Genomic DNA, 21414 nt, shown 5'->3' with positions numbered 1-21414 from the left:
GGCTCACCCGAACCGACGCCGCAGCGCCGCCCGAATCGGCACGCGCTGGACCAGGAGGAACGCCGCGAGGATGCACGCGAACCCCCACACGGTGTCCGCCGCGAGCGTCTCCCCGAGTACGAGGAACCCGAACAGGGCCGCGAACGGCGGGATCGCGTACTCCAGTAGCCCCGCGCGGATCGGACCGAGCCGGTCGAGCAGCCGGAAGTACAGCAGGAAGCCCCCAGCGCCGGGGACGATCGCGAGGTACGCGAGCCACGCCAGCCCCGCCGTGGACGGGTCGAGCCCGGCGGGCGACTGCCCGACGACCGCGGCGGCGACGTGGAGCAGGAACGCGCCGACTGCGGCCATCCACGCTTGCAGCGCCAGCGGGCCGAGCGTGGCGTCGTCCTCCCGGGTCGTCACCGCGCCGGCGACCCAGGCGACCGCCGAGCCGAACACGAACAGCGCTCCGACGTTCGCGGCCGAGATTCCCGCGGCAACGCCGCCCGCGACGCCGGTTTCCCCGCCGGCGCCGCCAAGCACTCCCGTTGCGTCGCTCGCGAGCCGAGCCAGGTCCGGGTCCGCGATCAGGATCAGCCCGGCGAAGCCCACGAGCAGGCCGACGGCGCCCACGGCGTCGATGCGCTCGTCCGGGCGGGCCACCCGCGTGGCGACTGGCGTGAGCACCGGGATCAGCCCGAGCAGCGTCGCCGCGACCGCGCTCGAGACGTACTGCTGGCCGGTGAACAACAGCGCGTGGTGGAGTCCGATGCTGAACGCGCCGCCCGTCAGGATCGGCGCGACGTCGCCGCGGCCGGCCGGTCGGAGCCGCTCGCCGGACGCGACCGCGACGGCGACGAGGACCGCGGCGGCGATGTCGAAGCGCAGCGCACCCAGCAGCACCGGCGGGAACTCCGCCAGCGCCGCCTTCGTCGCGACGAACGCCGTTCCCCACAGCGCCGCGAGCGCGAGAAAGCCGAGCGCGTCGCGGTTCACAGCTCGAAGCGAAGACCGTCGCGGGCGACCCGCACGTCCCCGTCGAAGTGGCGGCCGACGGCGTCGAGCATGTCGTCGTGTCGGCCCTCGGTGTGCGGATACAGGTGCGTGAGGTAGACGCGGTCGATGTCACGGCCGGCCAGCGCCTCGCCCAACTGCGTCGGCGTCGGGTGGTTGTCCACGTCGACCTCGTCGGGGAACGAGCAGTCGTGTGCGAGCACGCGAGCGCCGTCGGCGAAGTTCGCGAGCCCGTCGAACGCCTCCGAGTCGCCCGAGAAGACGAAGTCGCCGCCGGCGTCGGCGTCGGCGTCGGAAGCACCGGCGACTGACTCGTCAGCGTCGCTGCCGCGGTCCGAGAACCGGTACGCGAGACACTGCTTCGAGTGGCGCGTCTCGAACGCCTCGACCGTCACCCCGGCCAGCGTGAACTCGGCGCCGGGGTGGACTTCGCGCACGCTCAGGTCGGCGCGCCCGTCGAGGTACTCGAACTCGCCGACGGCCAACAGGTCGTCGAGCAGCGCCTTCGTCCCCGGCGGGCCGACGACGTGGAGGCGCTGCTCGCCCGCGAGCCAGCGGGCCTTGAGCAGCGCGAGGAGATCGGAAACGTGGTCGAGGTGGTGGTGCGTGAGCAGGACCGTCGAGACCGCCTCGTAGCCCGGGTCAGTCTGGGAGAGCCGGTGGAGGATCCCGGCGCCGCAGTCGACCAGCAGGGGGGCGCGGTCGCCGGGGGCCGCCTCGACGAGCAGACCGGTCTGGACGCGGTCGGCGACGGGCATCGCCGAGCCGGTCCCGAGGAACGTGACGCGCATACCTCGTCGTCGGCGACCGCGGGGGAAGTGGTTGCGGTTCGCGCGGACCGGTGCGGGATCGGTGACGGACTGGTGCGGGATCGGTGGCGGACCGGGTCCGGAGCGGTGGCTCGTGCGGCGACCCGGGCCCCCACAACCGACTTACCGCCTCGGCCCCTGCCGATCGTCATGACCGACGGGCGGGAGTTGCTCGCCGCGACCGACGCCGGGTACGACTTCGACCCCGCCGCCGTCGACATCGCCGACGGCGACGTGCTCGACCGTCTGGAGCCAAGCGTCCGCGAGTGGTGGGTCGACCAGTTCGGCGCGTACGTCGGCGGCAACGGCGGCTTCTTCACGCCGCCGCAGCGCGAGGCGATCCCGCTGATCGACGAGGGCGAGAGCTGCCTGGTCGCGTCCCCGACCGGGTCGGGCAAAACCCTCTCGGCGTTCACTGCCGTCCTCAACGACCTGTTCCGTCGCGAGCGCGACCTGGACGGCGGCCTCGACGACGGCGTCTACTGCCTGTACGTCTCGCCGCTGAAGTCGCTCGCGAACGACATCGCGCGCAACCTCGCGGCGCCGATCGACGGGATCTCGGACCGATTGGACGCCCGCGGCCACGACGCCGATATCCGGCAGGCGATCCGGCACGGCGACACGCCCGATGCAGCGCGCCGGGCGATGCTGGAGTCGCCGCCGCACGTCCTCAACACGACGCCGGAGACGCTCGCGATCCTGCTCAACTCCCCGAAGTTCAAAGCGCACCTCCGCAGCGTGGAGTACGTCGTCGTCGACGAGATCCACTCGCTGGCCGACAACAAACGCGGAACCCACCTCTCGGTGTCGCTCGAGCGACTCGAACGACTCTGTGACTCGTCCCCGACGCGGATCGGCTGCTCGGCGACGGTCGAGCCGCTGTCGACGATGGCGCAGTTCCTCGTCGGCGGGGAGCGACAAGCCGACGAGTCCGATTCGGACTCCGGGGACGGCCACGCCGCAGGAGTCGGAACCGGAGGCGGCGGCGAGTGGCGCCCGCGCGACTGCGAGATCGTCGACACCCGGTTCGTCCGCGAGTTCGATCTCCGGCTGGAGTGTCCGACCGACGACCTGATCGACACGCCGCGGGAGGTGGTGAACGACCGCTTCTACGACCGCCTCCACGAGCTCATCGACGACCACGAGAACACGCTCGTGTTCACCAACACCCGCTCGGGCGCCGAGCGCGTGCTGACGAACCTCCGCGAACGCTACGGGTACGACGAGTCCGACTCGGGGTGTCACCACGGCTCGATGTCGAAGGAGCACCGCGAGGCCGTCGAAGCGAAACTGAAGTCCGGCGACATCGACGTGGTGACCACCTCCACGTCGCTGGAGCTGGGGATCGACATGCCCCACGTCGACCTGGTGGTGCAGGTCGGTTCGCCGAAGTCCGTCGCCTCGTTGCTCCAGCGCGTCGGTCGCGCGGGTCACCGCCTGGGGCGGACCGTCGAGGGACGGGTGATCGCGCTCGACCGCGACGAGTTGGTCGAGTGCGCCGTCATGCTCCAGCGGGCCGAGGAGGGGTTCGTCGACCGCGTGTTCGTCCCCGACGACGCCCAAGACGTCGCCGCCCAGCAGGTGTACGGGATGGCGATCGACGGCGTGAAACGGGAGTCAGCCGTGCTCGACACGCTCCGGTCGGCGTACCCGTACCGCAGCTACTCGGACGCCGAGTGGGAACAGCTCATGCGGTATCTCACGGCGGACTACGAGGGGATGGAAGAGAAGAACGCGTACGCGAAAGTGTGGCGCGACACGAACGACCGCCCCGACGGGGAGCACCACTACGAGGCGTTTCCGGTCGGCGAACCGCTGATCGGCAAGCGCGGACGGCTGGCGCGGGTGATCTACTTGACGAACGTCGGCACCATCCCGGACTCGTTCACCATCGACGTGTTCGTCCGCGGCGGCGACGAGTGGGTCGGGCAACTCGACGAGTCGTACCTCGACACGCTGGACCCGGGAGACGTATTCCAGCTCGGCGGGTCGACGTACCAGTACAGCTACCGGCGCGGCTCGAAGGTGTACGTCGACCCCTCCGGACAGCGTCCGACGGTCCCCTCGTGGTTCTCCGAGCGCCTCCCGCTCAGTTACGACTTGGGGCGGGAGATCCTCTCGTTCCAGCGCGACCTGCTGGACCGGCTCGACGAGGGCGGGCAGGCGACCGCGCGCCGCTGGCTCCGCAGGCACCCCTTGGACGAAAACTCCGTTCGCGCGATCGCTCGAATGTACGACGAGCAGCGTCGGTTTCTCGGGGCCGACGGCGTCGCCACGCCCGAGCGGATCGTCGTCGAGCAGGTCCTCGACCGCGGGGAGTACCGACGCCGCTACCACGTCCACAGCGCCTACGGTCGGCGGTTCAACGACGGCCTCTCGCGACTCGTCGCCTACCGGTGCTCCCAGCGGGCGAACGCCAACGTCCAGGTCGCGGTCGCAGACACCGGCTTCACCGTCTCGATGCCGCTGAACCGCAAGGTGAACGTCGCCGACGTGCTCCGGTCGATCGAACCGGGCGCGGTGGCGTCGGACCTGCGGGCGTCGCTGGAGGGGACGGACCTCCTGAAACGGTACTTCCGGATCAACGCGACGCGGTCGCTTTTGATCCTCGCGCGCTACAAGGGCCACGAGAAGTCCGCCGCCCAACAACAGGTGTCTGCGGAGATGCTCGTCTCGTTCGCCCAGGACCTCGACTCGTTCGCGGTGCTGGAGGAGACGTACCGCGAGATCATCGAGGACAAACTGCACGTGGCGGGGATCAGCGAGGTACTCGCGTCCGTGCAGTCGGGCGACATCGAGGTCGTCCACCACGAGGTCGACACGCCGTCGCCGCGGGCGTTCGGGCTGGCGACGCTGTCGGCAAGCGACACGGTGCTCGCGGAGGACGAGGCGGCGGCGCTGGCGGAGTTCCACGCTCGGGTGCTTGAGGAGGTGGGCGACCGCCCCGAGCGCGGAGGCGCCCCAGGCTCTCGGAGTGCAGTCGCAGACGGGTCGCCGGCGACTGAGTCGGACGCCGAATGACCCAGCCGCCAGCTGACTCGGGCGCCGAACGCCCGCGACGCGACCCCACAGCGTTTACCGGAGGCGACCGAACGCCGAGTATGGAATCGCTCAATCCGCGAGTCCGGCTGGCGTGGCTCGTCGCCGCGCTCGTCCCCGGCGGGGTGATCCTCGCCGTCGGCCTCGTCGCCCAGCGAGTCGGCGCGCCGGTGCCGCCCGCGGCGGCCGCGGCTGTCGCAGTCGTCGTCGTCGCGCTCGGCGTCGCCGCGGCGTTCGTGCGCTATCGCGTCTGGCGCTTCGAGATCCGCGAGGACTCGCTGTATCTCGTTCGCGGCGTCCTCACCCGCGTCGACTCGTCGGTGCCGTACGTGCGCGTCCAGCACGTCGACACCCGACGCGGCCCCTCGAGCGGGCGCTCGGGCTCGCCTCCGTCGTCGTCTACACGGCCGGATCGCGCGGCGCCGACATCACCATCCCCGGGCTGACGCCGGCGCGGGCGAGCGACCTCCGTGAGCGCCTGCGCGAACTCGCGACCGAATCGGAGTTCGACGCCGTCTGATGGCCCGACTCCATCCCGCCTCCGCGGCCGTCAGCGCGCTCCGATCGGGCGGACAGCTCGCGCTGTTCGCGCTGTTCGCCACCACGGCGGTTGCGGGGATGGGCGGCGGTGGCGGCGGAACCGGTCCGGTGGCGCTGGCCGCGGTCCCGGCCGCGTTCCTCGTCGGCGCCGGCGCCGCGCTCGCTCGGTGGTACCGGTTCGAGTACGAGGTTCTCTCCGACCGCCTGGTGGTCACGTCGGGCGTCGTCTCGCGCCAGGACCGAGAGATCCCCCTGCACCGCGTCCAGAACGTGGACGTTCGCCGGAGCGTCCTCCAGCGCGCGCTCGGGATCGCGACCGTGACCGTCGAGACGGCCGGCGGCGGCGCGACGGAGGCGACGCTCGACGCCGTCGGGAGCGACGAGGCCGACCGTCTCCGGGAGGAGCTTGGTCGCCGGGGTCGCCGTGGCGATCGCGGGCGGCGAGGCAAGGAGGCCGACGGCGTCGAGCCCACGCGGACGAGCGAGGGGGACCGCGACGCGACGGACGCCGATCCGCGTCGAGACGGCGTCGCGAGCGCGGGTTCGACGGCGGTCGCCGACGCGGGAGCGACCGCGGAGCCAGCGCCCGAGGCGGAGACGGGGACGGAAACGGAGACCCTGTACGAGCTCACCGGTCGGCGGTTCGCGACGCTGTGTGCGGTGTCGTTCCACCCCGGCGCGGTGATCGCGCCGTTCGTCGGCGCGAGCCTCTTCGACGACCTGCTGTTCGACGGCGGGCGCCTGCTCGTACGCTACGGGATCATCGACGTGGAGGTCGGACCTGGCGACGTGCCGTCGCTCGGGACGAGCGATCTGGTGTCGCTCGGCCTGCTCGGCGTCGTCGGGTTCCTGCTCGTCGTCTGGGTCGTCAGCGCCGCCCTGACGTTCGTCAGGTACTACGGCTTCCGGCTGGAGCGGGTCGGCGACGAGCTCCGCTACGAGCGCGGGCTCCTCGGTCGCTACAGCGGGACCGTCCCGCTCTCGAAGGTGCAGACGCTCACGGTCTCGGAGAACGCCGCGATGCGTCGCCTCGGCTACGCCAGTCTGGCGATCGACACCGCGGGCTACGCTCCGGGATCGGGCGGCGGCGGCGTCGAGACGGCGGTCCCGCTGGACACCCGAGAGCGCGTCGTCGCGCTCGCGGACGACGTCCGCGCCGAGTTGGGCGTCGACACGGGCGCGGGCGAGAGCGACGATCGAGACGACACGTCCGCGACGGACGACGCGTTCGGGATCGAGGTCGTCGAGCGCCCGCCGGTCCGCGCCCGCCGCCGATACGTCGCGCGCTACGCGCTCGCGGCGCTGGCGGTGACTGCCGTCACAATCGGCGTCGACCGGTTCGCGTTCGACCTCCCGCGGTTCGTCGCGCTCGCGCCGCTGGTCGGCGTCGCGCTCGCGCCGCTGGCTGGCCATCTCTCGTGGGCGAACCGCGGGCACGCAACCGTCTCCGACGGGTTCGTCACCCGAGGCGGCGTGCTCCGCCGGCACACCCGGCTGGTGCCGTACTTCCGGCTGCAGACCGTGTTCGTCTCGCGGACCCTCTTCCAGCGGCGGCGACGCCTCGCGTCCGTCGTCGGCGACTCGGCGTCGTCCTCGGGACTGCTCGGCGGCGACGCGGTCGCTCACGACCTCGACGCCGAGGCGGCCGACGACCTCCGCGAGGAACTGCTCGACCGCCTGCGCGGTGACCTCACGGCCCGCCGGCGCGCGCGGCGCAACCGCCGACAGCGCGCGTCCGCCGACGGTCCCTCGGGCGGCAGCGCCGTCGCGAGCGGGAGCGACGGGCTGGACTCCGCGGCGGCCAACGGACGGGGCTCCGCCGCCGAGCGAACGGCGGACGGCGTCGACGAGGACTCCGCGCCCGCTGACGACGGCGACGGGGGCTGATACGTCGGCGCGGTCGGCAGCCGTCTATCGCCGCGCCCAGTCGAGCATCCGCTCGTAGAACGGTTCGGACGCGAGCGCGTCCGCGTCGCCGACGAGACACAGCGCCTTTTTCGCACGGGTGAGCGCGACGTTGACGCGGCGGGTGTCCTCGAAGATGGGCGAGGAGAGGTCGCCGGTGGCGACGAACGAGACGACGATCACCTCCTTGCTCGACCCCTGGAACCGGTCGACCGTGTCGACGGTCACGTCCGTCCGGCGGCCGATCTCGGCGACCTGCGCGCGGAACGGGGCGATGACGCCGATGTCGTCGGGGTCGACGCCGGCGGCGACGTACGCCTCGACCACCTCGGCGACGCGTTCGGCCTCGACCGAGTTGGCGTTGCCCTCGCGGGCGCCGTCGGGGTCGACGAACGAGACAGCGTCGCGCAGCGCCGGCGGGAGGTCGCCTGTGTCGACGCCGAGGTCCGCGAGCGTCTGGCCGGCGACCGCCGGCGTCGCCGGACGCAACTTCCCGTCGTAGAACTCCCGCGAGGAGAACGCCTGGATGCGCTGGCTCATGCGGTACTGCCGGTCGAGCATCACGCCGGCGTCCGGCTGCTCCTCGATGAGCCGCTGGAACAGCGACTCCCGGAGGCGGTTCTCCGCGCGGACGACCGGCGGGAGCTGCTCGTGGTCGCCGACGAGGACGAACCTGTCGGCGAGGTTGACGGCGGCGAGGGTCCCCGGTTCGGTAAGCTGTGACGCCTCGTCGACGAGCGCCACGTCGAACTCCTGCTCGCGCATCGTCCGCGAGCCGCACGAGGAGGTCGTCGCCGCGACGACGGGCGCCGAGTTGAGCTTCGCCGCGCGGTCGTTCGGCTCGCCCCGGGTGACCAGACGGCTGTCCTGCATGTCGCTGCGGACGCCCGTCTCGGTGCCGACGCGGAGGGCGTCCGTGAATCCCTGCTCGTGGAGGGCTTCGAGGGCGTTGTCGACCGCGCGGTTCGTGAACGCCGACAGGAGCACGCGGTTCCCCCGCTCGACGAGCGCGCGGACGATACGGGCGATGGTGTACGTCTTCCCCGTGCCGGGTGGCCCGTGGACGAGCGCGAAGTCCTCGGCGTTCACCGCCCGGTTCACCGCGTCGTTCTGGGCGGCGTTGTTGTCGATGTACGTTCGTTGCCCGTCGGAAAACGCGGGATCGCGCCGCCCGAACAGCACGTCCTTGCGGTCGGGAGCTCCCTTGAGCACGAAGTCGTGGACGGCGGTGTGCATCCGCGACACCGACAACTCGGAGGGGTACACGTCGAGCCGGCGGAGTTCGACCGGCTCGTCGGTCTCGACGACGACCTCGTCTCCCAGGGTCCGTATCCGACCCAACTCCGCGTGGCCCGACGCAGGGTCGCCGTCGGACGCGAGCGCCACGTCGCCCTCGCGGAGCTTCGAGACGGCGTCGGATTCCTTGCGGGCGGTCAGTCGCCAGCGACCGTCGCCGATCGGCTCCTGTGCGATCGGGCTCAAGTCGATCAGCGCGCGGTCGTCGGCGGCGCGTTCCTCGGCCGTCTGCTCCCACAGCTTCCGGTACTCGGCGTGCGTCTCGCGGCGCTCCTCCTCCAGCGCGCGGTACGTGGCGTCGAAGTACTCGCGCTCTTCCCCCGGGAGCGCCTGTCCGATCTGTCCGGCTTTCGACTCCTGGTCGAGGCGACCAGAGACGACCATGCAGGTGTCCTGCTCGAAGCAGTACTCGCACGTCGCGTCGGCCTCGTACCCCGTCGGCACCGTCATGTCGAACTCCGCGGCCGCGATCTCGTTTCGCGTGCGGACGACGAAGTCGAGCAGCCCCTTCCCGACGGAGAACTCCTTGGCCGGCGAGAGGTCGCCCGAGGCCTCTCCCCGGTCCAGCGCCGTGTTCTTCGTGTACAGCAGGGTGCCGGTGTCGGCGTCGACGCCGCGCTCGCGCAAGAGGAGGGCGTAGCACGCCGCCTGGATCTTGTCCTGGAAGCGCGGCTCCCGGTTCGTGTTCTTGCCCGTCTTGAGTTCCACCGGCTGCCCGCGCCGCAGCGCGTCCGCGCGGCCCTTGATGCCGAACGTCGGGGAGATGAGCGTGTACTCCGAGCGCCACTCCGATTCGTCTGGGCCGCCGTCCCAGTCGGACAGCGACGCGTTGCCGCCGCGGTCGGCGTCGCCCGCGCCGTCGGCCGCGTCGTCGCCGCCATCCCCGCCGTCGCTGTCGTCGCTCGCGGCGAGGCGCCCCTGGCTGAGCCACCCCTCGATCGCGGCGGCGTTGCGGCGGACCTCGTCGGCGACCTCCTCGCGCTCTCTCCCCAGCAGCCCGAGTTCGAGACCGGCCTCCGCGACCCGGTCCTCGATGGACTCCTCCAGGTCGACGCCGCGGAGGAGGTCGCCGAACACCTCGTGCACGACCGTCCCCTTGACGACGGGGTAGTTCAGCGGGATCCCCGAGAGCTTGTTCAGGTAGTACATCCGGGGGCACTGCACCCACGAGCGCACGTCGGTCACGTCGACGAGGAAGTCCGGTTCGAGGACGACGTACGAGTCTCCGGAGGTGGTGTAGCCCTCGCGGTCGCCGTAGTCGTCGCGCTCGACGTCGGTGACGAGCAGATCCATTCCTGGCTCGGCGTGCTCGGCGGTGTGGGTCCACTTCCCCCAGAGGGTGACCGTGACCGGGTCGGCGGCTCCGCCGTCCGGACGCACGCTCAACTCCGCGAGGTCGCGCTCGCCGTAGCGGGTGCTCACCTGCCGGACCTCACCGACGTCGACGAGGGGACCGCGAACGTTCACTGTCCGATACGACGGGCGCTCGCGAAAAACGGTGTCGGTGCCGGCGGCACGATCTCGCCACCTCCGCCGACGAAGACCGCGTTCCCGGGGGGCCCGCTCACAGCGAGTCGAGGCCCACGGAGCGTCACTCTCGCCGGACACATTCGACGCTGTGGACCGCGAACACCGCCCCCCCGTTCTCGGACTCGTCGACGGAGACCTGCCAGTCGTGCGCGTCGGCGATCTCGGCGACGATCGCGAGCCCGAATCCGGTGCCGCCCCCGGCGGTCGAGTACCCGCTCTCGAACACTCGATCCCGGTCGCCGGAGGGGATTCCCGGTCCGTCGTCGGCGACGCGGAAACCGTCCGTGAGATCCGCAACGGTGACCGTGACGTCGTCGCCGCCGTGGTCGACCGCGTTGCGAAAGAGGTTATCCAGCAACTGTGTGAGTCGGGCGGGGTCGGCGACGATCCGGTTCGTCGCCTCGATCGACACGGTCGCGTCCGATCCCTCCGTCGCGGTCTCCCACGTCGACTCGGCGACCGACGCGAGGTCGACCGGTTCAACGTCGTCGATCACCTCGCCCTCGCGCGCGAGCATCAGCAGATCGTCGACGAGCGTCGTCATGTCCTCGACGGCCCGCTCGGCGCGTTCGAGGTGTTCCTCGTCGCCGGTTTCGCGAGCCAGTTGGAGCGATCCGGAGAGCACGTTCAGCGGGTTTCGGAGGTCGTGCGAGACGACGCTCGCGAACGATTCGAGCCGCTCGTTCTTCCGACGAAGCGCCTCCTCGCGGCGCTTGCGCTCGGAGACGTCGCGGATGACGCCGACCCGGCCGAGTTCGACCTCGCCGCTCGTCACTCTGTTGAACCGGAGTTCCACGGGGAACGTGTCACCGTCGGCCGTGAGGAAGTCGTACTCGACCACGCCGACCTCACGTTCGCCCGCGTCGACCTCATTCAGCACTGTCTGCGCCCGTTTTGCCGTCTCCTCATCGACCCACTCGTAGATGTGCGTCTCGAGCAACGTCTCGGCCGCGACCCCCTTCATTTCGGCGTAGCGCTCGTTGACATAGACGATCTCGCCGTCGGGGCCGAGGGCGTACACCGCGTCATCCAGGTCGTCGAGTACGGTCTCGTACAGTTGCAACTCGCGGTCACGACAGGCTTCGCCAGGGGTCGACTCCCGGGGATCGGTCATCTGTGGGCGCTCGCTCGGACATCGGAGGTACGAGGCAAAACAGTACCGTCTGTGGGGGCCGATACGACCGCGGGCGCCCCCGCCGTCTGCGACGCGGGCCGATACCGATGGAGCGAATTCCGGTAGCTGTGTCCGGGCATCTCGCTGACCGATACCCCCAGACGGGTACCGTTCCGGAATCGCACACGCTGGTGTTTATCCGCCGAGGCCGCACACCAAATCTCATGGACTATCTCGCGGTGGCGGTGCGGTGGCGCCAGCTCGGCGCCGACTCGGACGGGTCGCTGACCGGGAAACACCGCGTGCTCACCCAGACGGTCGCCCCGGCGATGCGGGAGACGGCCGCGGACGGGAAGGTGGAGCTGTGGTTCCACTCCTTCTGGGACGCCGCCGGCCGCTACGAGGTCCCGACCCTCCGCGTCGTCTGCGGCGTCGACGCCGGCGTCGACCCGGCGACCGCAGGCGCGACCGTCGCGGACGCGCTCGCCGCCCGCGGCGTCGAGGAGGAGCGATTCGACGTGGACCCCGCGTACGACGCCGAGCGCCTCCGCGGCTACTGGGGCGAGCACCTGGAGCTGTGGGTCGAGGCGAAGTCGCGGCTGTCCACGCTCGCGGTCGCGGCGGTCGAGGGCGGGCTCGGCGAGTCGTACGCGTTCCACCGGACCGTGAACCGCCCCGGCCACGTCTGGGCGAACATGCTCGGCTGTTCGTATCTCGCGGAGGCCGGCGTGTACACCGCGCTCGCGCGGGGGTATCTCCGACAGCTCAACCTCGGTGAGGGGCCGCAGTCCGACGCCGTCCGGGAGGCGATGGCCGCCCTCGACGCCGCGTCCGACCACCTTCCCGACCCGATGCGGGAGGTCGACAGCGAGGAGCTCGCTTCGGTCAACGCCAGCGGGACGCGGACGCCCGACGACGACCCGTAGCCCGCCCTCCTGAGCCGTCAGGCTCGCTGTCGGAGCACCGTTCCTCCGTCGAGGGCTGCGGTCCGCGATCGCGCGCGCTTACTCCCCGTCGGGTGCCTCGAACGTCACCGTCGCCAGGTCGCGGTCGAGGTGACACACGTCGTGTGGGGGGTCGCCGTGGACCTCGGCGATGCGGTACTCCTCGTCGAAATCGGCGCCAAGCGGCTCGCACAACTCGTGGCTCGGGCAGTCGACGTGCGGACAGGGCCCCTCCAGCGACGCCGACGATCCGGCGTACGCGCCGCGGGAGGAGACGTTCGCAGTGACGGCGGTCGGCTCGACCTCGACGGCGCGGACGCTCGCGTCAGCGTGGACGGCGCAGTCGAGCGCCTGCGTCCCGTCGCGAACGCCGGTCACCCGGTAGCGCCGTCCCTCGGTGAGGTTGAGGCACTGCCCGCGGTAGGGGCAGCCCTCGCAGGCGCTGGACTCCCCTTGATAGACGAACTCGGTCCCCTCGGTCGCGAGCTGTGTACCGATGAGCGTGACAGCGGACATACCGGAGATATCCCGCGCGCCGCTGATAACGGCGTCGCCGCCGCGCCCGCCTCCCACTCGCGGATTCCCGATCAGTTGGGTCCCTGTGGGCTCGGTCGTCGTAGGCTCAGCCGTCCTCGAGCAGTTCGTCGAGCCGGTCGAGGTACCCCTCTCGCGGGACCTGGTAGGCGCCGCGGTAGTCCACGGCGTCGGCGACGAACCGCTCGGTCACGTCGCGTACTCCCGCGAGGGCGGCCGCGCGGTCGTCGAACGTGCTGGATTCGACCTCGACCTCCGGTTCGAGAAACAGCGTCACGTGCCACTCCTCGGTCTGTCGCTGCCCGGAGCCGGGCCGGGCGCGTCGGGAACCGTTGGTGAGGTACACTGTCGGGAGACACGGCGCGGGGAAGCGGTCGGCGTCGAACACGTCCGGCCTGAACACGACGATCGCGCGTCCGTTCGGCTCCTCGTTCCACAGCTTCCAGCCGTCGGCGAGCGTGTCTGTGAGGCCGTCAGCGTCGTCAGTCATGGCGGTCATTACCCGTCCGAGGGCTTAGGCGCCACGCTCGCGATCCGCAGACCCCGTGTGCAGGTCCGCCGAATCCGTGATACAGAGCGTCAATTGGTGGTATTCGGGGTGTCTGCTGGGATCACAACCGATCGAGGGCGCGAGGGTAGCGGAACCGATTGCCGACAAGTTTATGTGTGTTAACACCCACCACAACATATAGTCTCGGTCCGACCACGGGACGGAGGCAACGACCCCCACCGGCCGCCCTCACGACGAGTTCTGTTGGAGACGACGCCTACGCCGGACCCCTACGCGGTCGTGTGGTATGAGTAGACACGACGGTTCGGCGGCGCTCGAATCGGGGCGAGCCGACGGAGCGGGCGTCGGCATCGACACCGGGTGCCTGCAAGCGGGACCGTCGCGGTCGTCCCCGCACACGTGGCCCCACACATGAGTGATCAGACCGACAACGCGAACGAACTCACGCCAGGGGAGGCATCGAGAACGCACAGCTTAGAGGAGCTCAGCCGACAGTACAAGCGATCGGTTCCGGCGGACCTCAGGGAGGCCAAGCCGTTCGAGTGGTACCTCCGGGAGGTGACAGCCGACCCGCGGATCGCGCGCAACGCCCACCAGCGCGTCGCCGACATGTTCGACCAGTACGGCACGCGCTACGACGAGGACGCGGGCGTCGTGGAGTACCTGCTCGCCTCGGAGGACCCGATCCACGACGGGGAGAACACCTTCTACGGCCGGGAAGTCCACGAGTCGATCCACGAGTTCGTCAACAAGGTGAAGTCCGGCGCGCGCGGGCTCGGGCCCGAGAAGCGCATCAAACTCCTGCTCGGACCGGTCGGGTCGGGAAAGAGCCACTTCGACTGGCTCGTTCGGCGCTACTTCGAGGACTACACCCGCAGCGACGAGGGCCGGATGTACACGTTCCGGTGGACGGATCTGTGCTCGGTGATCGACGACCAGGACCCCGCCGACGACACCGTTCGCTCGGCGATGAACCAGGACCCGCTCGTGTTGCTCCCGCAAGAGCAGCGTGACGGCGTGATCGCCGAACTGAACGACAACCTCGACGCGCCGTACACGATCCGCAACGAGCAGAGCCTCGACCCCGCGTCGGGCTTCTACATGGACGAACTGCTCGCGCACTACGAGGACGACCTCCAACAGGTGCTTGAGAACCACGTCGAGATCGTCCGCCTCGTCGCCGACGAGAACCAGCGGCGGTGCATCGAGACGTTCGAGCCGAAAGACAAGAAGAACCAGGACGAGACGGAGCTCACCGGCGACGTGAACTACTCGAAGCTCGCGGTGTACGGCGAGAACGACCCGCGCGCGTTCGACTACGCGGGCGCGTTCTGCAACGCCAATCGCGGCATCTTCTCGGGGGAGGAGCTGCTGAAGCTCCAGCGGGAGTTCCTCTACGACTTCCTGCACGCAAGCCAGGAGCAGACGATCAAGCCGCGCAACAACCCGCGCATCGACATCGACCAGGTGATCGTCGGTCGGACGAACATGCCCGAGTACCGGGACAAGAAGGGCGACGAGAAGATGGAGGCGTTCAACGACCGCACGAAGCGGATCGACTACCCGTACGTCTTAGAGTACGCGCAGGAGGCGGAGATCTACCGGAAGATGCTCCGCAACGCAGACGTGCCCGACATCCACATCGAGCCACACGCCATGGAGATGGCGGGCCTGTTCGGCGTGCTCACGCGCGTCGAGGAGCCGACAGACGAGTCCGTCTCGCTCGTCCAGAAGGCGAAGGCGTACAACGGCGAGATCGACGAGACCGACGAGATCGACGAGCGCAAGCTCCGGGAGACGGGCGACCAGACCGCCGACATCGCCGAGGGGATGGAGGGCGTCTCCGCCCGGTTCATCGGCGACGAGATCGCCGAGGCGATCATGGACTCCAGACACCGCGGGCGCGGCTACCTCTCGCCGCTTGCGGTGTTCAAGCACTTCGAGCACAACCTCGAGAACCACGGGTCGATCCCCGAGGAGAAGCTCGACACCTACCACCGCTACCTCGAACTCGTGCGCGAGGAGTACAAAGAGCGCGCCATCGAGGACGTGCGCCACGCGCTGGCGTACGACGTCGACGAGATCCGCCGTCAGGGCGAGAAGTACATGGACCACGTGATGGCGTACATCGACGACACCACCGTCGAGGACGATCTCACCGGCCGCGAGCAGGAGCCCGACGAGACGTTCCTCCGCTCGGTCGAAGAGAAGTTGGAGGTCCCCGGCGACCGGAAGGACGACTTCCGACAGGAAGTCGCCAACTGGGTGAGCCGCCGCGCCCGCGAGGGGTCGAGCTTCGACCCGCAGGAGAACGACCGCCTCCGGCGCGCCCTCGAGCGGAAGCTGTGGGAAGACAAGAAACACAACATCAACTTCTCCGCGCTGGTGTCGGCGGGCGAACTCGACGACGACGAGCGGGCCGCGTGGGTCGACGCCCTGACCGAGCAGGGCTACTCCGCGGAGGGCGCCCGCGAGGTGCTGGAGTTCGCCGGCGCGGAGGTCGCAAAAAGCGAGCTCGAGGACTGAGATGACCGACTACCTCGCGCTCGCGGACGAGGCGTTGGACGGCGCCTACGAGCCGCCGCGGTCCTTGGCGGAGTTCGTCGACCTGGCGTTCGAGCGGCCGGGCGTCGCCAGTCACGCCGCCAAGTACCTCCTGTCGGCGATCGAGTCGATGGGTTCCCGGACGGTGGTCGAGGAGGGCGTCGAACGCGAGCGCTACCGCTTCTTCGACGACCCCGCCAACGACGGCGAGCACGCCGTGCTCGGTAACACGGGCGTGTTGAACGCCTTCGTCGACGACCTCCGCACCGTCGCCACCGGTCGCGGGAAAGAAGAGAAGATCCACTGGTTCGACGGCCCGACCGCGACCGGGAAGTCGGAGCTGAAGCGGTGTCTGATCAACGGCCTTCGCGCGTACTCGAAGACGGAGGAGGGACGACGGTACACGATCGAGTGGAACATCGCCGCTCGCGACGAAGACCGCGGGCTGAGCTACGCCGCCGACGACGAAGCCGAAGACGACTGGTACGAGTCGCCCGTGCAGGCGAACCCTCTGTCGGTGTTCCCCGAGGAGGTCCGTGCCGACCTCGTCGAAGCGCTCAACGCCGCACACGACGATCACGTTCCGATCCGCGCGGCGTCGGATCTTGACCCGTTCAGCCGCGAGGCGTTCGACATCCTCGAGGAGCGGTACCGGCGCTCGGGCCGCCGCGACCTGTTCTCGGCGGCGACGGACCGCCGGCACCTCCGGGTGAAGAACTACGTCGTCGACGTGGGCAGGGGCGTCGGCGTCCTCCACGCGGAGGACGACGGGAGCCCGAAAGAGCGGCTCGTCGGCTCGTGGATGCCCGGGATGCTCCGCGAACTGGACGCCCGCGGTCGCAAGGACGCCCGCGCGTTCAGCTACGACGGCGTGCTCTCGCAGGGTAACGGCCTGCTCACCGTCGTCGAAGACGCCAGCCAGCACGCCGACTTGCTCCGGAAACTGCTCAACGTTCCCGACGAGAAGCGGGTGAAACTCGACAAGAGCATCGGGATGGATCTGGACACCCAGTTGGTCGTCATCTCGAACCCGGATCTCGACGCCGAACTGGAGCAGTTCGCCGACCGCAACGACCGCGACCCGCTGAAGGCGCTCAAGCGTCGTCTCGACCGCCACGAGTTCCGCTATCTCACGAGCGTCTCGCTGGAGACGGAGCTGATCCATCGCGAGTTGACCGACGAGACGACCGTCTGGGCCGACGAGATCGACGCCGCCGACCCCGAGGCAGAACACGAGCGGCTGCGCGAGCGGATGGCCGCGCCGCTCTCGGTTCGGATGCGCGACGAGCGCGGTCGCGTTCGAACGCGCGAGTTGGCGCCGCACACGCTGGAGGCCGCGGCAACGTACGCCGTGGTCACCCGGCTCGACGCCGAAGACCTCCCAGCGTCCATCGGCCTGATCGACAAGGCGCTGCTGTTCGACACGGGGACGATCGCCGACGGCGAGGAGCGGATCGACGCCGACGAGTTCGACTTCGGCGGCGACGACGGCGCCCACGGCATCCCCGTCACCTACACCCGGGATACGATCGCGGACCTGCTCCACAGATCGACCGACCGTGCACACCCCGACCTCCCGGTCGAGGACGTGCTCACGCCCGAGGACGTGCTCCACGCGATGGCCGAGGGGCTGTCGACGGCGCCCGTGTTCTCGCGCGCCGAGATCGCCGAGTACGAGGGTCGACTGGCGACGGTGAAAGACCACGCCTTCGAGTTGCAGGAGGCTGACGTGCTCGACGCCGTGCTCTCAGACAAGGGCGTCCCCGAGGAGACGGTCGCCGAGTACGTGGAGCACGTGTTCGCGGCCGAGGCCGGCGAGCGGGTCGACACCGACCGGGGCGCAGTCGACCCCGACCCGCTGCTGATGAAGGTGTTCGAGACCGAGCACCTGGGGCGGTTCGAGGACGACGACTACGCCGGCAACGAGCCCACCGAGGCGGTCGAGGAGTTCCGCAGGGAGACGGTGATCACGGCGCTGAACCGCTACGCGTGGGAGCACCGCGACGACGAGTTCGCCGTCGCGGACGTGGATCTTTCGACTGTCCCGGTGATCCGCGCGGTGCTGGAGGCGCACTCGTGGGAGGACGTCCGTCGCATTTACGACGACCTGGACCCCGCACAGTGGGACGACCCGCCCGCGAACACCGAGACCGCCCGGGTGAAGGCGGCGGCGATCGAGCACATGACGACCGAACAGGGATACAGCGAGGCGTCGGCCGAGCTCGCCAGCAGGCGCGTGATGCGCGAGGTGAAGGGACGATGGGACTGAGAGAAGACATCGAACGGTTCCGCGAGATCGGCGACGAGCGTCGACCGGACCTCGCGGAGTTCATCCGCGAGGGCGACCTCTCCGGCTCCTCGCGCGACGCCGTCCGGATCCCGGTGAAGCTGGTCGATCTCCCGGGCTTCGAGTACGACCAGCGGGACATGGGCGGCGTCGGACAGGGTCAGGACGGCACGCCACAGCCCGGACAGCCGGTCGACGTGCCCGGCGACCCCGGGGACGCCGACGGCGACGGCGACGAGGACGGGGAGCCCGGCGAGGAGGGCGGCGAGCACGGGTACTACGAGATGGACCCCGAGGAGTTCGCCCGCGAACTCGACGAGGAGCTCGGCCTCGACTTGGAGCCGAAGGGCAAACGCGTCGTCGAGGAGGTGGAGGGCGATTTCACCGAGCTGACGCGCGCCGGGCCGAACTCCACGCTCGACTTCGAGCAGCTGTTCAAGCGCGGACTCAAGCGCAAGCTCGCGACGGACTTCGACGAGGAGTACGTCCGGGAGGCGTGTCGCGTCGCCGGCGCCGACGCCCGCGACGTGTTCGAGTTCTGCCGCGAGGACAACGTGCTCGTCTCGCTGGCGTGGGTCCGCGAGGCGCTCGCGGACCTGGAGGCCGAGGGCGTCGCGCTCGACGAGTACGACGACTTCGACGACTTCGCCGCGCGCGTCGAGCGCGACTCGGTCACCGCACGGATCCGCCGCGACGGCCTCCGGGACGTACCGTTCCGCCGCGAGGACGAGCGCTACCGCCAGCCCGAGGTGATCGAGAAGAAGCAGAAGAACGTCGTCGTCGTCAACATCCGTGACGTCTCCGGATCGATGCGCCAGACGAAACGCGAGCTCGTCGAGCGCACGTTCACGCCGCTGGACTGGTATCTCACCGGAAAGTACGACGAGGCGGCGTTCCGCTACGTCGCCCACGACGCCGACGCGTGGGAGGTCGAACGCGGGGAGTTCTTCGGTATCCGCTCGGGCGGCGGGACGCGCATCTCCAGCGCCTACGAGCTGGCCGCCGAGATCCTCGAGGAGTACCCCTTCAGCGAGTGGAACCGCTACGTGTTCGCCGCCGGCGACTCCGAGAACTCCAGCAACGACACCGTCGAGAACGTCGTGCCGCTGATCCGCGAGATTCCGGCGAACCTCCACGCGTACGTGGAGACCCAGCCCGGGGGCAACACGATCAACGCCACCCACGCCGAGGAAGTCGAGCGCGAGCTCGCCGACCGCGACAACGTCGTGGTCGCCCGCGTCGCCGGCCCCGATGACGTGCCCGACGCGATCCGAACGATCCTCTCGACGGAGGACACCTGATACAGCCATGATCCACGACGACAGAGTCGCGACCCGGCGCGTCGCCGCCGGGCTGGAGGAGCCCGCCGAGAAGGCGAGGGAACTCGCCCGGAAGCTGGGCCTCCGTCCGTACCCGGTGAACTACTGGGTCGTGACACACGACGAGATGAACGAGCTCATCGCCTACGACGGGTTCCAGACGCGGTACCCGCACTGGCGGTGGGGGATGAAGTACGACCGCCAGCGCAAGCAGGACACCTTCGGGATGGGCAAGGCGTTCGAGATCGTCAACAACGACAACCCGTGTCACGCCTTCCTCCAGGAGTCGAACACGCTCGCCGACCAGAAGGCGGTGATCACCCACGTCGAGGCGCACGCCGACTTCTTCCGCAACAACGAGTGGTTCGGCCGCTTCGCCGGCGAGCGCGAGGACCCCGACGCCGCGGCGATGCTGGAGCGACACGCCGAGACGATCGCGGGCCACGTGGACGACCCGGAGATCGACCGCGAGGACGTCGAGCGCCTCATCGACGCCGTGTTGTGTGTCGAGGACACGATCGACCAGCACCGCGCGCTGGCCGCCGAACGCGGCGGCGACGAGGAGGCGAACGCGGATCTCACCGACATCGAGGAGCGCCTCGACCGCCTCGGCCTCTCGGCTGAGGTCCGCGAGCAGGTGTTCGACCGCGAGTGGGTCGACGCCCAGCGCGACCGCGACCACCTCCCGGAGCCGCGGCCGGACGTGCTCGCGTACCTCCGCGAGCACGGCAAGCAGTACGACGACGAGGAGGGGAAAGCGACGGATCGCGAGCCGTGGATGGACGAGGTGATCGAGGTCCTCCGGCGCGAGGCGTACTACTTCGCTCCCCAGCGGTTGACGAAGGTGATGAACGAGGGGTGGGCCGCCTACTGGGAGTCGCTGATGATGGGCGACGAGCGGTTCGCCGGCGACGACGAGTTCGTCACGTACGCCGACCACATGGCGCGCGTGCTCGGGTCGCCGGGGCTGAACCCCTACAAGCTCGGGTTCGAGATCTGGCGGTACGTCGAGAACAGGGCCAACCGCCGCGACGTGGTGGACAAACTGCTGCGCGTCGAGGGCGTCACGTGGCGCAGCTTCCACGACGTGATCGACTTCGACGAGGTGGCGGATCTGCTGGAGCCCGATCCGGCGATCGCCGGCGTCACCGCCGACGACCTGGACGCGCTCGACCCCGAGGATCCACGCGTCGACGCGGAGGCGCTCGCGCGGGCCACGGATGGCGACCTCGACGCCGACGCGTACCCGTGGGCGGTTCTGACCCACGAGGGGCTGTGCGAGCGACACTTCTCGCTGGCGAAGCCGGCGAACCGGGGGTTCCTCCGACGGATCGGCCGCTCGGAGCTGGAGCGGATCGCGCGGTACATGTTCGACGACGAGGTGTACCCCGACGTGGCGTCGGCGCTAGCGGACGTGGACTACGGCGCCGGCTGGGCGCGCATGCGCGAGGTTCGCGAGAGCCACAACGACGTGACGTTCATCGACGAGTTCCTCACCGAGGAGTTCGTCGTCGAGGGGAACTACTTCACCTACGAGTACTCGGAGGCGGCCGAGGGGTACCGCGTCGCCAGCGTCGATCCCGACGACGTGAAGCGCAAGCTCCTCCTCCGGTTCACCAACTTCGGGAAGCCGACGATCGCGGTGTACGACGGCAACTACGACAACCGAGGCGAGCTGCTGCTTGGCCACCGCTACAACGGGGTCGCACTCGACATCGAGCAGGCGAAACAGACGCTCGAACGCGTGTTCGACCTGTGGGGTCGGCCGGTGAACCTCGCCACGATCGTCACTGAGTACGACGACCACGAGGTGGAAGTCGCCCGCCGCCGGGGTCGCGAGCCCCGCGGCGAGGAGCTTCCGGTCCGGCTCCGCTACGACGGCGAGACCGTCGAGCGACACGCGCTGGAGCCGAGGCTGGCCGAGCAGATCGCCGCCGACGACGTCGACTACGACACCACCCCCGAGGAGTGGCTGGCCTGACGGCCGGCTCGGGGCGAGCCCGCTCGCTTGACGGCGGGACCGACCGTCCCCCGTTTTTACTTCGC

The 21414-nt window shown here is 69.9% G+C and carries 14 protein-coding genes and 1 pseudogene; 9 read left to right on the top strand and 6 right to left on the bottom strand.

All coding sequences use genetic code 11. The features are described from left to right. Nucleotides 1–3: 3 nt before the first annotated feature. A complete protein-coding gene (locus P0Y41_RS03050; protein ID WP_284062520.1) occupies nucleotides 4–978 on the bottom strand; it encodes a DMT family transporter in 975 nt (324 codons plus the stop codon). After that, the gene (locus P0Y41_RS03045; protein ID WP_284062519.1) at nucleotides 975–1787 is read right to left on the bottom strand and encodes an MBL fold metallo-hydrolase; all 813 of its coding nucleotides are present in this window, start codon (nucleotides 1785–1787) and stop codon (nucleotides 975–977) included. The genes P0Y41_RS03050 and P0Y41_RS03045 overlap by 4 nt, the downstream gene beginning before the upstream one ends. 168 nt (nucleotides 1788–1955) lie before the next feature. Here P0Y41_RS03045 and P0Y41_RS03040 point away from each other — a divergent pair, with 168 nt between their 5' ends. The 3 genes and pseudogenes from P0Y41_RS03040 (at nucleotide 1956) to P0Y41_RS03030 (ending at nucleotide 7271) form a co-directional block, all read left to right on the top strand. Beyond that, complete coding sequence (locus P0Y41_RS03040) at nucleotides 1956–4826, top strand: ATP-dependent helicase (protein WP_284062518.1); 2871 nt, start codon at nucleotides 1956–1958, stop codon at nucleotides 4824–4826. Between the two features lie 80 nt (nucleotides 4827–4906). Further along, nucleotides 4907–5364, top strand: a pseudogene (locus P0Y41_RS03035) (PH domain-containing protein). After that, a complete protein-coding gene (locus tag P0Y41_RS03030) occupies nucleotides 5364–7271 on the top strand; it encodes a PH domain-containing protein (protein WP_284062517.1) in 1908 nt (635 codons plus the stop codon). The pseudogene P0Y41_RS03035 and the gene P0Y41_RS03030 overlap by 1 nt, the downstream one beginning before the upstream one ends. 24 nt (nucleotides 7272–7295) lie before the next feature. Here P0Y41_RS03030 and P0Y41_RS03025 read toward each other — a convergent pair whose 3' ends face one another. Further along, nucleotides 7296–10052 carry an AAA domain-containing protein gene (locus tag P0Y41_RS03025; RefSeq protein WP_284062516.1) on the bottom strand — a complete coding sequence of 919 codons (2757 nt, stop codon included), beginning with the start codon at nucleotides 10050–10052 and terminating at the stop codon, nucleotides 7296–7298. Nucleotides 10053–10176: 124 nt separating this feature from the next. Further along, nucleotides 10177–11229 carry a two-component system sensor histidine kinase NtrB gene (locus P0Y41_RS03020; RefSeq protein WP_284062515.1) on the bottom strand — a complete coding sequence of 351 codons (1053 nt, stop codon included), beginning with the start codon at nucleotides 11227–11229 and terminating at the stop codon, nucleotides 10177–10179. A gap of 224 nt (nucleotides 11230–11453) precedes the next feature. Between P0Y41_RS03020 and P0Y41_RS03015 the strand changes: the two genes are divergently transcribed. Then, on the top strand, nucleotides 11454–12155 hold the full coding sequence (locus P0Y41_RS03015; protein ID WP_284062514.1) for a hypothetical protein: 702 nt from the start codon (nucleotides 11454–11456) through the stop codon (nucleotides 12153–12155). A 78-nt stretch (nucleotides 12156–12233) separates the two neighbouring features. On the opposite strand, the gene P0Y41_RS03010 is transcribed toward P0Y41_RS03015, so the two are convergent. Beyond that, nucleotides 12234–12689, bottom strand: coding sequence for a UPF0179 family protein (locus P0Y41_RS03010; RefSeq protein ID WP_284062513.1), 456 nt, complete (start codon nucleotides 12687–12689; stop codon nucleotides 12234–12236). A gap of 106 nt (nucleotides 12690–12795) precedes the next feature. Next, complete coding sequence (locus P0Y41_RS03005) at nucleotides 12796–13197, bottom strand: DUF5820 family protein (RefSeq protein ID WP_284062512.1); 402 nt, start codon at nucleotides 13195–13197, stop codon at nucleotides 12796–12798. 307 nt (nucleotides 13198–13504) lie between these two features. Between P0Y41_RS03005 and P0Y41_RS03000 the strand changes: the two genes are divergently transcribed. Genes P0Y41_RS03000 through P0Y41_RS02980 form a run of 5 tightly spaced genes read left to right on the top strand, consistent with a single transcriptional unit; the run spans nucleotide 13505 to nucleotide 21349 of the window. After that, entirely contained in the window at nucleotides 13505–13633 is a 129-nt protein-coding gene (locus tag P0Y41_RS03000) for a hypothetical protein (RefSeq protein WP_284062511.1), read from the top strand. After that, a complete protein-coding gene (locus P0Y41_RS02995) occupies nucleotides 13630–15744 on the top strand; it encodes a PrkA family serine protein kinase (protein ID WP_284062510.1) in 2115 nt (704 codons plus the stop codon). The genes P0Y41_RS03000 and P0Y41_RS02995 overlap by 4 nt, the downstream gene beginning before the upstream one ends. Before the next feature lies 1 nt (nucleotide 15745). After that, a complete protein-coding gene (locus tag P0Y41_RS02990) occupies nucleotides 15746–18031 on the top strand; it encodes a PrkA family serine protein kinase (RefSeq protein ID WP_284062509.1) in 2286 nt (761 codons plus the stop codon). Next, nucleotides 18022–19350 carry a DUF444 family protein gene (locus P0Y41_RS02985; protein WP_284062508.1) on the top strand — a complete coding sequence of 443 codons (1329 nt, stop codon included), beginning with the start codon at nucleotides 18022–18024 and terminating at the stop codon, nucleotides 19348–19350. Before P0Y41_RS02990 ends, P0Y41_RS02985 begins: the two co-directional genes overlap by 10 nt. 7 nt (nucleotides 19351–19357) lie before the next feature. Continuing rightward, on the top strand, nucleotides 19358–21349 hold the full coding sequence (locus tag P0Y41_RS02980) for a SpoVR family protein (protein ID WP_284062507.1): 1992 nt from the start codon (nucleotides 19358–19360) through the stop codon (nucleotides 21347–21349). The last annotated feature ends 65 nt before the right edge of the window (nucleotides 21350–21414 follow it).

Origin of the sequence: Halobaculum halobium (genome assembly GCF_030127145.1) — an archaeon.
Taxonomy (GTDB): Archaea; Halobacteriota; Halobacteria; order Halobacteriales; family Haloferacaceae; genus Halobaculum; species Halobaculum halobium.
This window is presented reverse-complemented; position numbering and strand designations above follow the sequence as displayed.

Excerpts from the sequence above, each read along its gene's own strand:
- P0Y41_RS02995 (WP_284062510.1), top strand. The coding sequence starts at position 13,630 with ATGAGTGATCAGACCGACAACGCGAACGAACTCACGCCAGGGGAGGCA.
- P0Y41_RS03030 (WP_284062517.1), top strand. The coding sequence starts at position 5,364 with ATGGCCCGACTCCATCCCGCCTCCGCGGCCGTCAGCGCGCTCCGATCG.
- P0Y41_RS03020 (WP_284062515.1), bottom strand. The coding sequence starts at position 11,229 with ATGACCGATCCCCGGGAGTCGACCCCTGGCGAAGCCTGTCGTGACCGC.
- P0Y41_RS03005 (WP_284062512.1), bottom strand. The coding sequence starts at position 13,197 with ATGACTGACGACGCTGACGGCCTCACAGACACGCTCGCCGACGGCTGG.
- P0Y41_RS03010 (WP_284062513.1), bottom strand. The coding sequence starts at position 12,689 with ATGTCCGCTGTCACGCTCATCGGTACACAGCTCGCGACCGAGGGGACC.
- P0Y41_RS03015 (WP_284062514.1), top strand. The coding sequence starts at position 11,454 with ATGGACTATCTCGCGGTGGCGGTGCGGTGGCGCCAGCTCGGCGCCGAC.
- P0Y41_RS02980 (WP_284062507.1), top strand. The coding sequence starts at position 19,358 with ATGATCCACGACGACAGAGTCGCGACCCGGCGCGTCGCCGCCGGGCTG.
- P0Y41_RS03040 (WP_284062518.1), top strand. The coding sequence starts at position 1,956 with ATGACCGACGGGCGGGAGTTGCTCGCCGCGACCGACGCCGGGTACGAC.
- P0Y41_RS03045 (WP_284062519.1), bottom strand. The coding sequence starts at position 1,787 with ATGCGCGTCACGTTCCTCGGGACCGGCTCGGCGATGCCCGTCGCCGAC.
- P0Y41_RS02985 (WP_284062508.1), top strand. The coding sequence starts at position 18,022 with ATGGGACTGAGAGAAGACATCGAACGGTTCCGCGAGATCGGCGACGAG.
- P0Y41_RS02990 (WP_284062509.1), top strand. The coding sequence starts at position 15,746 with ATGACCGACTACCTCGCGCTCGCGGACGAGGCGTTGGACGGCGCCTAC.
- P0Y41_RS03000 (WP_284062511.1), top strand. The coding sequence starts at position 13,505 with ATGAGTAGACACGACGGTTCGGCGGCGCTCGAATCGGGGCGAGCCGAC.